Annotated in this window: 13 protein-coding genes; 7 read left to right on the plus strand and 6 right to left on the minus strand. The window is 63.3% G+C overall.

What is annotated here, in order from left to right; translation table 11 throughout:
- Window positions 1–237: 237 nt before the first annotated feature.
- From HUK72_RS17110 to HUK72_RS17135, 6 genes are all read left to right on the plus strand, one after another.
- Window positions 238–2,718 (plus strand): TonB-dependent receptor, encoded by a 2,481-nt coding sequence (locus HUK72_RS17110; RefSeq protein ID WP_176598018.1) that lies wholly within the window; start codon window positions 238–240, stop codon window positions 2,716–2,718.
- A gap of 90 nt (window positions 2,719–2,808) precedes the next feature.
- The gene (locus tag HUK72_RS17115; RefSeq protein ID WP_176598019.1) at window positions 2,809–3,957 is read left to right on the plus strand and encodes a hypothetical protein; all 1,149 of its coding nucleotides are present in this window, start codon (window positions 2,809–2,811) and stop codon (window positions 3,955–3,957) included.
- 126 nt (window positions 3,958–4,083) lie between these two features.
- On the plus strand, window positions 4,084–6,021 hold the full coding sequence (locus tag HUK72_RS17120; RefSeq protein ID WP_176598020.1) for an AMP-binding protein: 1,938 nt from the start codon (window positions 4,084–4,086) through the stop codon (window positions 6,019–6,021).
- 41 nt (window positions 6,022–6,062) lie between these two features.
- Window positions 6,063–8,474 carry a membrane-bound PQQ-dependent dehydrogenase, glucose/quinate/shikimate family gene (locus tag HUK72_RS17125; protein ID WP_336950629.1) on the plus strand — a complete coding sequence of 804 codons (2,412 nt, stop codon included), beginning with the start codon at window positions 6,063–6,065 and terminating at the stop codon, window positions 8,472–8,474.
- Window positions 8,475–8,542: 68 nt separating this feature from the next.
- Window positions 8,543–9,715, plus strand: a complete 1,173-nt coding sequence (locus HUK72_RS17130; RefSeq protein ID WP_176598021.1) for an acyl-CoA dehydrogenase family protein — start codon at window positions 8,543–8,545, stop codon at window positions 9,713–9,715.
- Window positions 9,712–10,773 carry a phosphotransferase gene (locus HUK72_RS17135; protein WP_176598022.1) on the plus strand — a complete coding sequence of 354 codons (1,062 nt, stop codon included), beginning with the start codon at window positions 9,712–9,714 and terminating at the stop codon, window positions 10,771–10,773. Before HUK72_RS17130 ends, HUK72_RS17135 begins: the two co-directional genes overlap by 4 nt.
- Window positions 10,774–10,794: 21 nt before the next feature.
- Here HUK72_RS17135 and HUK72_RS27025 read toward each other — a convergent pair whose 3' ends face one another.
- The 6 genes from HUK72_RS27025 to HUK72_RS17160 all read right to left on the minus strand — a co-directional run bounded on the left by HUK72_RS27025 (window position 10,795) and on the right by HUK72_RS17160 (window position 14,263).
- Complete coding sequence (locus HUK72_RS27025; RefSeq protein WP_218036161.1) at window positions 10,795–11,082, minus strand: hypothetical protein; 288 nt, start codon at window positions 11,080–11,082, stop codon at window positions 10,795–10,797.
- A 45-nt stretch (window positions 11,083–11,127) separates the two neighbouring features.
- Complete coding sequence (locus HUK72_RS27030) at window positions 11,128–11,448, minus strand: NAD(P)-binding domain-containing protein (RefSeq protein ID WP_218036162.1); 321 nt, start codon at window positions 11,446–11,448, stop codon at window positions 11,128–11,130.
- Window positions 11,445–11,648 (minus strand): hypothetical protein, encoded by a 204-nt coding sequence (locus tag HUK72_RS17145; RefSeq protein WP_176598023.1) that lies wholly within the window; start codon window positions 11,646–11,648, stop codon window positions 11,445–11,447. The genes HUK72_RS27030 and HUK72_RS17145 overlap by 4 nt, the downstream gene beginning before the upstream one ends.
- Window positions 11,645–12,310, minus strand: coding sequence for a DsbA family oxidoreductase (locus HUK72_RS17150; RefSeq protein ID WP_176598024.1), 666 nt, complete (start codon window positions 12,308–12,310; stop codon window positions 11,645–11,647). Before HUK72_RS17150 ends, HUK72_RS17145 begins: the two co-directional genes overlap by 4 nt.
- 138 nt (window positions 12,311–12,448) lie before the next feature.
- Window positions 12,449–13,411 (minus strand): SDR family NAD(P)-dependent oxidoreductase, encoded by a 963-nt coding sequence (locus HUK72_RS17155; protein WP_176598025.1) that lies wholly within the window; start codon window positions 13,409–13,411, stop codon window positions 12,449–12,451.
- Window positions 13,412–13,501: 90 nt separating this feature from the next.
- Complete coding sequence (locus tag HUK72_RS17160; protein ID WP_176598026.1) at window positions 13,502–14,263, minus strand: SDR family NAD(P)-dependent oxidoreductase; 762 nt, start codon at window positions 14,261–14,263, stop codon at window positions 13,502–13,504.
- Between the two features lie 146 nt (window positions 14,264–14,409).
- Here HUK72_RS17160 and HUK72_RS17165 point away from each other — a divergent pair, with 146 nt between their 5' ends.
- Window positions 14,410–15,012, plus strand: a complete 603-nt coding sequence (locus HUK72_RS17165; protein ID WP_176598027.1) for a TetR/AcrR family transcriptional regulator — start codon at window positions 14,410–14,412, stop codon at window positions 15,010–15,012.
- Window positions 15,013–15,372 lie beyond the last annotated feature (360 nt).

A 15,372-nucleotide genomic window follows, 5' to 3' on the forward strand; every position in this document is an offset into this window, starting at 1 on the left:
CGATCGCGACAGGGAAAAGGCCATGCATGGGCCAGATTGTCCGCCCGAGCGCATTGCTTGCGCGTCGATGGCGCTGGTCCCGCCCCTGTCATTGCCCCGAAAAACCGTGAACCAGATACGCAGAAAATAATCAGAAGCAAAAATCAGTTTCGATCGGAGCGTCACCCGACGCTCATCTCGTTAAATGGAAGGCGAAATACGTTCTCATTTCGTCCCATTATTGAAGGGGAGGATAGTATGATCAGAAAAAAGGCACTATTGATTGGCGGCATTTCCGCCATAGCTGTCCTCGCTGGACCAGCGCAGGCCCAGATCGCGGCGGAAACTGATGCCGGCAAGACGACAGTCGGCGCGGCACCAGCCCCGCAAGATCCCAATGTCGGTGAAATCATCGTCACGGCGAATAAGCGCGAACAGAATTTGAACAAGGTCGGTCTGTCGATCACCGCATTGGGCGCGTCCGATCTTGCCGCCCGGCGCATCGCCAATGTCGCGGACCTTGCGCTTGCGACGCCGGGCCTGACCTTCGCCCCAACCCCGGACAACACGCCGATCTATACCCTGCGCGGCGTCGGTTTCTTCGAATATTCGCTGGGCGCTTATCCGGACGTCAGTCTTTATCTGGATCAGGCGCCGCTTCCATTGCCGGCGATGGCTACGCTGACCGCCTTCGACCTGGAGCGCGTCGAAGTGTTGAAAGGGCCGCAGGGAACCCTGTTCGGCAACAATGCGACCGGCGGCGCGATCAACTTCGTCGCCGCGAAACCGACGAAGGATTTCTCCGGCGGCGTGGAAATCGGCTATGGCCGCTTCAATAGCCTTGAGGTTTCCGGTCATGTGAGCGGGCCGCTGACGGACACGCTGAGCGCCCGGCTGGCGGTGAAGGCGGCCAAGGGCGACGACTGGCAAAAGAGCATCACCCGCGACGACACCATCGGAAAACAGGACAATATCGCCGCTCGCCTCATCGTCGACTGGGAACCGACCGATCGCCTGAAATTCTCGCTCAACCTCAATGGCTGGCGTGACAGAAGCGATCCGCCGAGCCCGCAACTGATCGCCTTCAACCCTCAGGGTTCCACGGTGGGCGTTCCGCTGTTCACCTCCCCGATCGCGCCCGCCAATGCGCGGGCGACGGACTGGGGACCGGGTCAGCGCCCCTATCAGGACAATCGCTTCAAGCAGGCGACGTTGCGCGGCGATTATGATTTCGGCTTCGCTTCCCTGACTTCCGTGACCGGCTATTCCGACTATAGGATGCAGGCGTCGACCGACAATGACGGGTCGTTTTACCGCGACCAGCAAGCCACCAGGATCGATGGCCGCGCCAAGTCCTTCACCCAGGAACTGCGGCTGTCCAATGGAAGCCGGTCGGGATTCCGCTGGGTGATCGGCGCGAATTACGAGCACACCACAGTCTATCAGGAAACGCGCGTCAATTTCGAGGAAGGAACGGCCGCCGCAGACCTTGGCATCGTGCGGAACGTGAACATCAGCGACAGCAAGATGAACAATTATGCCGGCTTTGCGAACGCCGAATATGACATCACCGACGAGCTGACATTGAAGGCGGGCGTCAGGCGCACCCGGGCGACACGCGACTTTTTCGCTTCCAACGCCGACAGTCCCGATTTCGTGGCCACGCCCGCCGACATCAGGCCGCGTGTCGGCACGCCAGCGATCTCCCTGACGGATTTCCTGAACGCGGCATTCGGCGCGGTATATGGCAACAGGCCGGATGGAACGCGGGTGGTGCCGCTCATTCAGCCTTTCGCCTCCTTCATTCTGGACAACAGGACCAATCCGGACGGCACCCCGGTCGATCCCGCGACCTATTTGACCACCGGCGTGGTCAATAATCGCCTGGTGGAGCATAACACGGCCTGGAGCGCGGGCGTCGATTACAAGCCCAGCAGTTCGCTGCTGCTCTACTTCAACGTGTCGAAGGGCTATAAGGCGGGCAGCTTCCCGCATCTGTCCGGTTCGACCGCCCTGGCCTATGGCGCCGTGAAACAGGAATCGATCCTCGATTTCGAGGGCGGCTTCAAGGCGCAACTGTTCGACCGCATGCTGTCGGTCAACGGCGCCGCCTTCTATTATGATTACCGGAACAAGCAGCTTCGCGGCAAATTCGTCGATCCGCTATTGGGCTCCCTCGATCGCCTGATCAACGTGCCCAAGTCGCGCATCACCGGCGGCGAACTGGACATTCAGGCGAGACCGATGAGGGGGCTGAGCCTTTCCGCCTCGGCAACCTATGTCAAGGCGGAGGTCATCGATTATGAAGGAACGGTCGGTCAAACGACCGCGCCACTGCCGGGCGGCGGAAGCATCAACGTGCCGATCCTCGCTGACTTCAAGGGCGCGCAGCTTCCGCTCTCCCCGAAGTTCCAATATTCGATCCGGGCGGATTATGATTTCCCGCTGACGACCGATCTCAACGGATTTGTCGGAGCGGGCGTGAACGGTCAGACCAAGTCCATCGGCATACTGACGGTCGATCCGGCGAAGGAAAAACTCTATGAGGTGAACGCCCGCGCGCTCGTGAGCGTGAATGCCGGCCTTCGCTCCGCCGACGACACTTGGCGACTGACATTCTGGGGCAAGAACATCTTCAACAAATATTACTGGACCAGCGCGATCCAGGCCTATGACACCGATGTCCGCTATGCGGGCCGTCCCGCCGAATATGGCGCGTCCTTCGCCTATAAATTCTGACGATCGGCCAACACCATGCCGCCGCTCCCCCATGGAGCGGCGGCATGGGACGGAATGCTACCCATCGCGTTCAGAACCGGGAGACGACCAATGGCAAGCCAGTCCTTTCCGAAAAGCCAGACGATCGCGGTCGTCACCATCGCCGTCGTCGCCGGTTGCGTCCCTCCGCTGCAGCCCATGCTGCTCGGCGGCCTGCTGGCGGAGGGCAGGATCGGCGCGGCCGCCATGGGCTATGCCGCCGCGGCCGAAGGGCTGGGCATGGTGATCGGCACCACCCTCGCAAGCGCCTTGCTCGCCCCCCGGCGGCTGCGGCTCATTGCGGTCCTTGCGCTGCTTGCGGTGATGGCCGCGAACGTCATGACCATCGCCATGCCCCCGCCGGGCATCATCGCGGCCCGCGGCTTGAGTGGGCTTGGCAACGGCATCCTGTTCTGGGTCTTTGTGGGCATGCTCGCTCGATCCGAACTGCCCACGCGGCTGTTCGGCACTTATTACAGCGCAAACGCCGCGCTGGTCTTCCTCACGTCGGTGTTCCTCGCATCCTCCGCTGCGGGCCGCTCAGCCTCGCTCCTTGGCTATGGCTTTCTGATCGCCCTCTATGTCCCTCTCCTGCTGGCGATCCGCTTCGCGCCGAACGACTATGCGGACCTCCGTCAAGGCGATGGCGACCTTGCGCTGCCCCCGCTTTGGGGCTTTTCAGCCCTGGCCGCCGTCATATTGTTTCTGGCCGGCGTGATGTCTTTCTGGATCTATTCAGTCCCTCTTGGCCATCAGGCGGGGATAGCCACGCAATCGATGAAAGCGATCGTCGGCGCGGGTACGGGCGTCCAGATATTGGGCGGCCTGGCGGCGATTTCGCTGGCCACGAGGCTGTCCGGCACCGGCGTGGTCATCTTCACGGCGGGCGGCGGGCTTCTGGCCGTGATGGCGACGCTGACCAGCAGCGACATGCTGGTTTGGGCATCGGCCGTGTCGATCCTGGCATTTTGCTGGATGTTCGGCCTTCCATTCCACATCGCTTTCCTGAACGACGCTGATCCGACCCGGCGCGCCTCCATGTTCGTCGGCACCGCGCAGCTCGTGGGCCTTACGATCGGGCCGCTGCTGGCGTCACCGATGATCTCTGCCCGCAACTATGTTCCCGCGAGCTACGCGGCGATTGGCTGCTTCGCTCTCGCGCTGCTGTTGGCGGTCGGCATAGGCGCCAAGGGCAGGTTTCGGCGGTTTTCCCCGGCTTGATTAGTATGTTTAAATTTTATAATATTCCATTATTTTATGAATTATCGAATATGTTGCAATCGCCGCACCAGCTTGGAATGACGGTTCCATCTCTCGGCATTTGCCTGTCCATCTGGAGATAATATCGTGCTCGACAATGACGGCGTTTGGTATCCCAGCCCCAAGCAGGTGAGTGATGCTCGGGTGACCCGACTTGCCGAACTGCTCGGCGTGGACGGCTTCGATGCGCTTTACGAACTCTCGCTTGCGGACCCGGAGCGCTATTGGCGCGGGCTGGGCGAGCTTGCGGGCTTTCAATGGTCGCGCCCCTTCGACAAGCTTCTCGACCAATCGGAAGGAAAGCAGTTTCCGCGATGGTTCGTCGGCGGAGAGCTCAATTTCGTGGACAGCATCATCGCCAAGGCCAGCGAGATCGGCACGCCCGCTCTGATCGTGGAACTGGAAGACGGACGAACCTCCCAGATCGGCTATTCCGAACTCGCCACTGGAATCCTTCGCCATGCTGCCGGGCTGCGAGAAGCGGGCGTGGCGCGCGGCGACAGCGTGGGGCTGCTCATGGAACCAGGCGTGGAGGTCGCGACCTCCTTGCTGGCGCTTGCGGCGCTGGGCGCCATCGCCGTGCCGATGTTCAGCGGGTTCGGTCATGAAGCGATCAGCGCGCGATTGAAAGCATGCGATGCGAGGGTGCTGATCGCGACGACCGGCTTCAAGCGTCGGGGCCGGACGATTGATCTGAGGCCCACGGTGACGGAGGTCGTGACCGGCTTGCCCGGCATCGAAACGCTGATCGTCAGCGACAAATATGGGCTGGGCGACTTTCCCCTTTCGACCCCCGTCACGGTCCTGCCATGGGCGTCCGTGGACGCGGAACCGGCGGACGCCATTCCAGCCCGCATGGACCCGAACGACCCTTTCCTGATCCTCTACACGTCCGGAACGACTGGCGCGCCCAAGGGCACCGTCCATGTGCATGGGGGCTTCCCGCTCAAGATCCTCAACGATGCGGCCTTGTATTTCGATCTGGGACCGGGGGACCGTTGGCTGTTCCCGGCGGACATGGGGTGGGTCGCGGGATCGGTGACCCTGCTGGGCGCCTTGCTCAACGGCGCGACGCTCGTCCTTTTCGACGGCGCGCCCAATTGGCCCGATTGGTCGAGGATCGGCCAGATCATAGAAAGGTCCAGGGTCACGCATCTGGGCTCTTCCCCCACGCTGATCCGCTCCCTGGCCGCCAATGAGGATGAGGCGCTGCGGTATGACCTATCTTCGCTCCGCCTGATCATCACGGCCGGCGAAGCGATCGCTCCGGAACATTTCCTCTGGTACAGCCGGGCGTTTGGACGCGGCGAGGCGCCCGTCATCAACTATACGGGCGGGACAGAGGTCTCCGGCGGGTTGCTGGGCAATATTCCGGTGCGTCCGATCAGGCCCTCCTGGTTCAATTCCGTGACACCCGGCGTCGTCGTCGATGTTTTCGATCCGGACGGGAAGCCGCTGGAAAACGGGGTGGGCGAACTCGTCGTCCTGGAACCGTGCGTCGGCATGACCCAGGGTTTCTGGCAGGACCCGGCCCGCTATCTCGAAACCTATTGGGAGACATTCCCTGGAATCTGGGCGCATGGCGACCTTGCCCTTCGGGACGAGACGGGATGTTTCCAGCTTCTCGGGCGTTCCGACGACATGATGAAGATCGCGGGCAAGCGCCTGGGTCCGGCGGAGGTCGAAGACAGCCTCGCCGCCATAGCGGGCGTCGCGGAGGTGGCGGCCATCGGCGTGCCCGATCCGATCAAGGGGACGGCGCTGGTCGTCTTCTTCGTCGGGGACGGCGAAGAGGCGGCGACCGGCCGGCAAGTCGTCGAAATCCTGGAGAACAGCCTGGGGCGCGCGTTCAAGCCCGCCGCGGTCCACGCGCTTCCCGAATTTCCCAAGAACCGCAGCGGCAAGATCCTGCGCCGCATCCTGCGGCGGGCCTATCTGGGCGAACCGCTGGGCGATGTCACCGCGCTCGCCAATCCCGACATGCTCGACATCGTGGCGCGCAAGGGCGCAGCCCATCGATCATAGCAGGACGCCGGCTGACAAGAATGATTCGGAGGGGATAGTGAGTGTCCGATAGCAACGCGTCAAAGGCTGTCATCGTCATCCTGCGCATCTACGCGCTGCTGCTTCTGCTGATCGGCGCGACGCTGGCCATGGGCGGCGCCTATCTGCTGACTCTGGGCGGCTCCCCCTATTATCTGCTGAGCGGTCTGGCGGTCGTTGCAAGCGCCGTCCTGCTTGGGATGAAGCGCTTCGAAGGCGCGCAGCTCTATGGCCTGATGCTGCTGGCGACGACGGTCTGGGCGCTTTGGGAATCGGGTTTTGACGGTTGGGCTCTCGCGCCGCGCGTGGTCGCGCCGGGGATCATGGGGCTGATATTGCTGATCCCCGTGATCCGCCGAACGCTGATCCGGCGGCGGCCTGCCATGCGGCCCAGCCTTGCGGCTTCAGCGATAGCGGCGGCCCTGATCGGCGGGGCGTCGCTGCATCTTCTGGCTCCCCCATTCCGGCACGCCGATCCGCAATATCAAAATGGCATGGGCATCGCGCCGTCCGCCGTGTCGCTGACCAATAGCCCGGCCGCGGCCGCCGCTGGTCCCGCCGCGGGCGATTGGCCCAATTACGGCAATGATTCCTATGGAACGCGCTTCAGTCCGCTGACCCAGATCACCCCCGCGAACGTATCCAAGCTGAAGCTGGCGTGGAGCTTCCGCGTAGGGGAATTCGGGAAGGGTTTCGAGGTGACGCCGCTCAAGGTCGGTCGGGCGCTCTATCTCTGCAACAACAGGAATGAGGTCATGGCGCTAGATGCCGAGACCGGCAAGCAGCTATGGCGATTCAACCCTGAGGTCGATACCCGCCCCATCTCCATCGCGGTTTGCAGAGGCGTCGCCTATTTCCGCGCTCCCGATGGCGGCGACGGCGAATGCGCCGAACGCATCCTGACGAACACGCTCGATGCCCGGCTGATCGCGCTCGACGCCCGGAGCGGCAAGCGCTGCCGTGATTTTGGGAATAATGGCGAGGTTTCCCTGCTGACCGGCATGGGCGAAGTCCGGCACGGCTATTATCATGTGACGTCCGCGCCCACGATAGTCCGGGGCAAGGTCGTCCTGGGCGGCTGGGTGATCGACAATCAGAAGGTGGATGTGCCGTCGGGCGTCATCCGCGCATTCGACGCGATGACTGGCCGGCTGGCCTGGGCGTTCGATTCCGGCCGCCCGGACCGCCGCACCGAACCTGCCCCCGGCGAAACTTATACGCGTGGTACGCCTAATAGCTGGGCGCCGATGAGCGCGGACGAGGAGCTTGGCCTGGTCTATGTGCCGACGGGCAATTCCAGCCCGGATTATTTCGGCGGCCAGCGCCGTCCCTTCGACGAGAAATATTCGGGCGCCGTCGTCGCCATCGACGCGGACACGGGCGGCGTGCGCTGGACATTCCAGACCGTCCACCACGACCTGTGGGATTATGACGTCGCGTCCCAACCGACGCTGGTGAATTATCCGTCGCCCGCCGGTATCGTTCGCGCACTCATACAACCCACGAAGCGTGGCGAGCTTTTCGTGCTCGACCGCGTTACCGGGCGCCCTTTGCGCCAGGTCGTGGAGCGCCGCGTGCCGACGCGGGGCGCGGCGCCGGAAGAACGGGTTTCCCCGACCCAGCCTTTCTCCGTCGGCATGCCGTCCTTTGGGGGCGCCGCTTTCACCGAAGGCGAAATGTGGGGGATAACGCCGCTCGACCAGCTTTATTGCCGGATCAAATTCCGGCAGGCCCGCTATGACGGCACGATGGAGCCGCCGGGCATGACGTCCGCGATCGATCTGCCGGGTTTTCTGGGCGGGATCGACTGGGGCGGAGTTTCGGTCGACGCGGATCGCGGGATCGTGATCGTCAATTCGAACAAAATGGGCTTCCTTACCCGGCTGGTTCCCCGGACAGAAATCAATCGCATCGGGCTGAAGGCCTATAAGGGCGATACGGTGCCGCCGAATTTCGATACGGTCATCTTCGCTCCGGGCGAGGGCGCGCCCTATGGCGTGTCGCAGCCGCCCTTCCTGTCGCCTCTGAACGTCCCATGCAATCAGCCGCCTTATGGCACGATCAGCGCTGTCGACCTGAAGAGCGGGAAGCTGATCTGGACCAAGACCCTGGGCACCGCGCGCGACAGCGGCCCGATGGGCATTCCATCGATGCTGCCGCTGCCCTTTGGCACGCCCAATATCGGCGGTTCGGTCACGACCAGAAGCGGGCTGTTCTTCATCGGCGCGGCTTCGGATGATTATCTGCGCGCCTATGATACGGCTTCGGGCCGGATATTGTGGCGGCAGCGTCTGCCAGCGGGCGGACAGGCGACGCCGATGACTTATCTTTCGCCTGCCAGCCGCCGCCAATTCGTGCTGATCGCCGCCGGGGGCCACCATGCGGCGGGGACGACGAAGGGGGACTATATCCTCGCCTATGCCCTGCCGAAATGACGGGCGCGGCGAAAGGCGAATATGCGGCCGGGACCATGCCGCAGGACCGGATAATCAGGAGAATATCGATGAGCGAACGGGCATTGGCGATTGCCGCGAAGATCGAGGCTTTCGTGCGCGAGACGATCATCCCCTATGAGAAAGATCCCCGGGCTACGGCGCATGGGCCGACCGACGAACTGGTGCAGGAAATGCGGGCGAAGGCGCGCGCCGCGGGTATCCTAACGCCCCATATTCTGGCGGACGGATCGCATTTGACCCAGCGCGAGACGGCGATGGTGCTGATCAAGTCGGGCCTTTCGCCATTGGGACCGCTGGCGGTGAACGGCATGGCGCCGGACGAAGGGAGCATGTACCTGCTCGGCCGCGTGGCGACGCCCGAACAGAAAGCGCGCTTCCTCGAACCGCTCGTGTCGGGCGAAGCGCGTTCAGCCTTCTTCATGACCGAACCGGCGGCCGATGGAGGCGCCGGTTCGGACCCGTCGATGATGAAGACCAGTTGCCGCCTGGAGGGCGATCATTGGGTGATCGACGGGCGCAAGGCCTTCATCACCGGCGCGAAGGGCGCGAAGGTCGGGATCATCATGGCCAAGTCCGACGAGGGCGCATGCATGTTCCTGGTCGACCTGCCCGATCCCGCGATCCGGATCGAGCGGGTGTTGGACACGATCGACAGTTCCATGCCCGGCGGCCATTCGATGGTGGCGATCGACAATCTGCGCGTCCCGGCGGGTCAGATGCTGGGCAATGCTGGCGACGGGTTCAAGCTGGCGCAGATCCGGCTGTCCCCGGCGCGGCTTTCGCACTGCATGCGCTGGCTCGGCGCGTGCATCAGGGCCAACGAGATCGCCACCGACTATGCCTGCCGGCGGCACGCCTTCGGCAAGGCGCTGATCGACCATGAAGGCGTCGGTTTCCAGCTTGCCGAAAATAGGATCGATCTCAAGCAGGCCGAACTGATGATCGATTGGTGCGCCTCTGTCCTGGACGAAGGGCATCTGGGCACGGCGGAAAGTTCGATGGCCAAGGTCGCCGTGTCGGAAGCGCTGTTCCGCATCGCTGACCGCTGCGTGCAGATCATGGGCGGAACCGGCGTTTCAGGCGACACCGTTGTCGAACAAATATTCCGCGAAGTCCGCGCCTTCCGCATTTATGACGGCCCGACCGAAGTCCACAAATGGTCGCTCGCCAAGCGGATCAAGGGCGAGCACCGGTCCCGCATGGAGGCCCAGGCGGCATGAGCGGGGGCGCGAGCCAGGAAGAGAATGAAGGCACGATCCCGGTCCGCGCTGGCTCCGCCTTTGACGAGGGGGGCCTGGCGCGCTGGATGGCAGCGCATGTGCCGGGCTTCGCCGGGCCGATGACCGTCGAGCGGTTCAAGGGCGGCCAGTCCAATCCGACCTACAAGCTGGTCACGCCCGGCGCTTCCTACGTGCTCCGCCGCAAGCCGCCCGGCCCGATCCTCCAGGGCGCGCATGCGGTGGAGCGCGAGGCGGCCGTGCTGGTCGCGCTGGAGAAGGCGGACTTCCCCGTGGCGCACGTTCATGCGCTGTGCACGGACGATGCGATCATCGGCACCGGCTTTTATGTCATGGACATGGTGGAAGGCCGCATCTTCTGGGATGCGACCCTTCCGAACATCGCGGCAGTCGACCGGCCCGCCTATTTCGACGCGATGAACGAAACGATCGCGGCGCTCCATAAGGTGGATTACCGGGCGATCGGCCTTGCGGATTACGGGAAAGCCGGAAATTATTTCGCCCGGCAGATCAGCCGCTGGTCAAGGCAATATCTGGACGACGAACTCGCCGGCCGCGATCCGAACATGGACAGGCTGATCGAATGGCTGCCCGCCAACATCCCGCCGGGCGAGGAGGTGTCGATCGTCCATGGCGATTTCCGCATCGACAATATGATCTTCCATCCGACCGAACCCCGCATCCTTGCGGTGCTCGATTGGGAATTGTCTACCCTAGGCCATCCGCTCGCTGATTTCGCCTATCATGCGATCATGTACCACATGCCGCCGCACATCGTCGCGGGGCTGGCAGGCAGCGATCTGGCTGCGCTCAACATCCCGCGCGAGGCGGACTATATCGCCGCCTATTGCGCCAGGACCGGCCGCGACGGCATCGCCGGCTACCGTTTCTACACGGCGTTCAATTTCTTCCGGCTCGCGGCGATCTTCCATGGCATAAAGGGCCGCGTGCTGCGGGGGACCGCCGCTTCCGGGCAGGCTGCGGAGCGGGCGAAGATGTTCCCCGAACTGGCCGCGATCGCGCGGCGCCAGATGGAATGAGCGGCGACGCCGGATCGGCCGTCAGGTCAGGATCAGGCGCCGCGCTTTGGCGAGGTTCGCGACGAGTTCCGGCTTGGTCTGGTGATTGAGCGCCACCCATGCGGGCTGACCGGGGGCGCTGCGCCAGGCTTCGCTGAGGGGGCTGTTGTCGACGGTGTCGAACCCTATCCGATCGAACAGTTCCGCGACCAGATCGATCGCTTCGGGAAAGTTGCTGGAGATCGGCACCGCAATTCGGTCCGGCGCGCCCGCCGGTCTTGCCGCCGTGAGGATGCGGGGAGCCTGGATATGGGTGAACGCCTGGATCACCCTGGAGGTCGGAAGCTGTTCCTGGCGCAGTTCATAGACGGTCTTTCATCCGGAATCGATTTCCGGATAATTGCCGTCGCGCCAGATCATGTAATTGTTCGTGTCGAGGACTATCTTGCCCGCCAGTTCCTCCACGGGCATGTCATTGACGGGTTTGAGCGGAACCGCAATGACGACGAAGTTGCCCGCTGCCGCCGCCTCGGCGGCTGTCGCGGCGCGCGCCGAGGGGCCGAGGTGACGGACAAGCTGCTTCAACGTGTCGGGCCCGCGTGAATTGGCGATGACGACCTTGTAGCCGAGATTGATCGTCGCGAGCGCGACATGGGCGCCGATTTCGCCTGCGCCGATGATGCCGATGGTCGTCATTCTGTCGTCTCGCCTTTGTCCACATTCGCGGCCGGCGTGCCGCCGCCCTCCGTTGTTTCAGAAATAGAGTCAGGCCCCGGCAACCGATCGCCCCCCTCCCCGCCCGCCGGCGCGCCAGCGATGAAGCAGGCGACGTCAGAACAGATCGGAGCGAAGGAATGACCCAGGTCGATCCAGGCGAGCGAAGGGCGTCTGGTCATGCGCGCCCCTCCTTTCCCTTCCCGGAATCCGCCAGGGTGCGGCGGATCACCTGCTCCAACGGCGGCTGTGCGCCGGAAACGGCATAGAGCCCGTTGAAGATCATCGCCGGCACTGACCGCACGCCGGCATCCAGCCAGACCCGTTCATCGGCGCGAACCTCCCCGGCATAAGCATCGCCCGCCAGAATGTCGCGCGCCCCGCCCGCGTCCAGTCCAACCGATTGCGCGACATGGGAGAGCATGTCCTGATCCCTGAGATCTTTGCCCTGGGTAAAATGAACCGTGAACAGGGCCTGCTTTAGCTCTTTCTGCTTGCCATGGATGCCCGCCCAATGCAGCAGCCGGTGCAGGTCGAAACTATTGTAGACATGACTGTCCCGATCGATCCGGAAGTCGATGCCGACCGGCTCGCCGCTGCGGCGCACCTGTTCCATGGCCTCGACCGTATAGGTTTCGTCCCAACCATATTTCTCGCGCAGATGTTCGAAAAGATTCTGGCCGCTCGCCGGCATTTGCGGATTCAGTTCGAACGGACGGAAACGGATTTCAACCTCCACTTCGCCGCCAAGATTGCCGATGGCCTGCTCCAGATTGCGCAAGCCGACGGCGCACCAACTGCACGACACGTCGGACACGAAATCGATATGCAGCTTCTCCGGCATCGCACTTCCTTAATCTCTGGCCTTGACCTGCGGCCGGGTTTCCCTGTCCCAATGCAGGCAGGCCGAATTTGTGCCGGGCGACAAGCGCCGGACAAGGAATGGGATGGCGAGCCCCCTCGCCATCCCACCCAAACCAGTTCAGGCGGCGGCGATCAGCTCTTCGCTCTTCGTCCAAAGCTGCCTGGCCTTGTCCGCATCGAGCGCATAGGACCGCACGCCATCCGCGAAGGGGTTCGGCGCATCCTCGATGGGTGCGACCGCGACATCTTCCAGATATTGGCCGCCAATCTCCTCTCCGTCGGCCACGACCGCCGCCCATACCGACGTGGCGGCCGCCTGCGAAATCTCCTTCAGTTCCAGGGGCGGCAGCCCAGCCTCGACGCGGGCGTTCCCGACGGTCGTGAGAAGGCCATGCAGTTCTTCTTCCGTGAAATTGCGGGGCAGATCGGTAATGCTGTTCCCCGGCATGACCGATGCCGCGCGAATGCCGCGAGCGCGGTGACGGCGGTCGAATTCCATCGCGAAGAGCGCATTGGCGGTCTTTGATCGGCCATAGGCGACGAAGGGTTCATAATCCTGACGCTCGAAATTCGGATCATCAAGGTCGATGTCCGAGACGCGATGCGCTTGCGACGACAGCACGACCAGTCGTCCATTGTCGACCAGCAACGGCTCGATCTGGTTGACGAGCGCGAAATGGCCAAGATGGTTGGTCCCGAACTGGGTTTCGAAACCATCCGCCGTCTTGCCGAGCGGCGTCGCCATGACGCCGGCATTGGCAATGACGGCATCGAACGGACGGCCGTCGGCCAGCAGCTTCTCCGCGCTCGTGCGAACGCTCTGCAGGGACGCCAGATCGAGTTCGATCAGTTCGAAGCTGCCGCCGCCTTGGGCAGCGGCGTCGCGGACCTGCGCGGTGGCGGGCTCGGCTTTCGCGATGTCCCGGACGGCGCCCACGACCTGGGCGCCATGAGCGGCCAGCGCCCGAGCGGTTTCGCGCCCGATGCCTGCGGCCACGCCCGTGACCAGATAGCGCTTGCCCTTGAGATCGACTCCGGAAAGCACGTCATCGGCGGTCGACTTTGCATTGAACTTGGTCATTTCTATTCCTGACTTTTTGGTAGGGGGAAGGGTTTCGGCCATGGCCCGGAACGTCCGGTCGGGCGGTTCCGCAAGCGCTGGCCGCGATGGTCAGATTCCAAGCCCGCCGGCCACGTCGATCACGCCGCCGGTCATATAGCCCGCGTTCGGCCCGGCCAGGAAGGCGACGACGGCCGCCACTTCCTCCACCGTCGCGATCCGCCTTATGGCGTGGAGGTCGAGGAACGCGTCGGGCGCGACCGTGCCACCCATGACTTCCGCCATCATGTCGGTCGGCATGGCGCCGGGCTGCACGACATTGACCGTGATGTTGCGCGGGCCCAGATCGCGGGCGACGCCCCGCGCATAGCCGTTCAGCGCGGCCTTGGTGCCGGTATAGTCGGCAACGCCGGAAACCAGCGAGTGCGTGCCGTTGAGGGAGCCGATGAAGATGATCCGGCCGCCGTCGGAAAGGACCGGCGCCGCCGCGCGCGTGGTCGCCACCGGGCCCTGGACGTTGATCCGCCACTGACGGTCCTGGGTCTCCGCGTCGAAAGCGGGATCGTCGACCAACTGGCCCTTGGCCACGACCGCCGCGTTGTTGACGAGGATGTCGAGTTTCCCGAAGTGCGAAACAACCCCCTCGATCAGCGGCTTGGCGGCGGCGCTGTCGCCCTGATCGCTCTGGATCGCAAGAGCTCGAACGCCCTTCGCCTTCAGCTTTTCGACAACGGCCTCCGCCTTCGCGGCAGAGGCGACATAGCTGATCGCCACGTCCGCTCCCTGATCGGCAAACGCCTCCGCAATGGCGGCGCCAAGACCGCGCGAACCGCCCGTGACCAGGGCGACCTTGCCCTTCAACTCATTCGACATATTGACCCTTCCGTTCGGCCGCCAATCGCATCGCGGGCGGCAGGATGATTTAATAACGATCGTTATGGTAACGGGTAATATGGAATCTGGACAAGCCGTGTCAAGCGTCATATAACGATCATTATGAAAATGACGGAATTGTCCTGATGGGCCGCCATCGCGAGTTCGACGTCGAGAAGGTTCTCGACGCCGCGCTCTGCGTCTTCTGGCGCAAGGGGTATGAGGGCGCGAGCTACGCCGATCTGGTCAAGGCGGCTGGGGTCGAGCGCCCCGCCCTTTACTCGGCCTTCGGCAACAAGGAGGCGCTGTTCCTGAAGGCGCTGGCCCGTTATGACGAATTATATCTGGACTATATCCCTGAGGCGCTGGCGCAGCCGACGGCGCGCGGTGTCGCGGCGCACATGCTGTACAAGGCCATAGAGCTGAACACGCGCTATCCCGATCGCATGGGATGCCTGGGCATCAACGGCGCCTTGGCGGGATCGGATGACGCCGAACCTGTGCGTCAGGCGCTGGTGGAGTTCCGGAAGGCCGGTCAGGAGCGGCTTCGCGAGCGGTTCGACCAGGCGAAGGCCGATGGCGATCTCCCCCAATCGGCGCGATCCGATGTGCTCGCCGCGTTCGTCATGGCCATCAACCAGGGATTGGCGGTGCAGGCCAAGGCGGGATTGAACCGCGCAATGCTTGAGATGGTTGCCGAGCAGGCGCTTGCCTCCTGGCCCGCCAACCCCCTGCCCTCCGCGGCGTAACAAGCGTGATTTTCGCGATCCGCCGCCATTAAGGCGGCGATGGGCGCGCTGGGTGGGCCGTGTACGAATGTCCATGCCCGGCGCTTGGCGACTCCGCCGAGTCTTCTCCCTCTCGTCTGTTCGACAGCCCTATCCAACCACGCCGCGGAGCCGTCATGGCCTCCATCAAGGGATTATCAGGTCTGTAAATCGCCGCTTATTTTCGATCATAACGATCATTATCGAATTTCCTTGACGAAATATCACGGCTGTGCGAATGAGAGGATGAGAGCGAACGGTAGTCACCGATTTTTCGAGTCCGCTCTGAACCATGTTGCGACTGTCAGCGGGTATCCACCTGAAAAGGTGACGAAGACAAGC

This window comes from Sphingobium sp. 15-1 (genome assembly GCF_013375535.1).
GTDB lineage: Bacteria > Pseudomonadota > Alphaproteobacteria > Sphingomonadales > Sphingomonadaceae > Sphingobium > Sphingobium aromaticivastans.

Bases quoted from the DNA above. Each gene is read 5' to 3' on its own strand.
- HUK72_RS17155 (WP_176598025.1), bottom strand. From the start codon at position 13,411: ATGACCAAGTTCAATGCAAAGTCGACCGCCGATGACGTGCTTTCCGGA.
- HUK72_RS17110 (WP_176598018.1), top strand. From the start codon at position 238: ATGATCAGAAAAAAGGCACTATTGATTGGCGGCATTTCCGCCATAGCT.
- HUK72_RS17145 (WP_176598023.1), bottom strand. From the start codon at position 11,648: ATGACCAGACGCCCTTCGCTCGCCTGGATCGACCTGGGTCATTCCTTC.
- HUK72_RS17135 (WP_176598022.1), top strand. From the start codon at position 9,712: ATGAGCGGGGGCGCGAGCCAGGAAGAGAATGAAGGCACGATCCCGGTC.
- HUK72_RS17115 (WP_176598019.1), top strand. From the start codon at position 2,809: ATGGCAAGCCAGTCCTTTCCGAAAAGCCAGACGATCGCGGTCGTCACC.
- HUK72_RS17165 (WP_176598027.1), top strand. From the start codon at position 14,410: ATGGGCCGCCATCGCGAGTTCGACGTCGAGAAGGTTCTCGACGCCGCG.
- HUK72_RS17160 (WP_176598026.1), bottom strand. From the start codon at position 14,263: ATGTCGAATGAGTTGAAGGGCAAGGTCGCCCTGGTCACGGGCGGTTCG.
- HUK72_RS17130 (WP_176598021.1), top strand. From the start codon at position 8,543: ATGAGCGAACGGGCATTGGCGATTGCCGCGAAGATCGAGGCTTTCGTG.
- HUK72_RS27030 (WP_218036162.1), bottom strand. From the start codon at position 11,448: ATGACGACCATCGGCATCATCGGCGCAGGCGAAATCGGCGCCCATGTC.
- HUK72_RS17150 (WP_176598024.1), bottom strand. From the start codon at position 12,310: ATGCCGGAGAAGCTGCATATCGATTTCGTGTCCGACGTGTCGTGCAGT.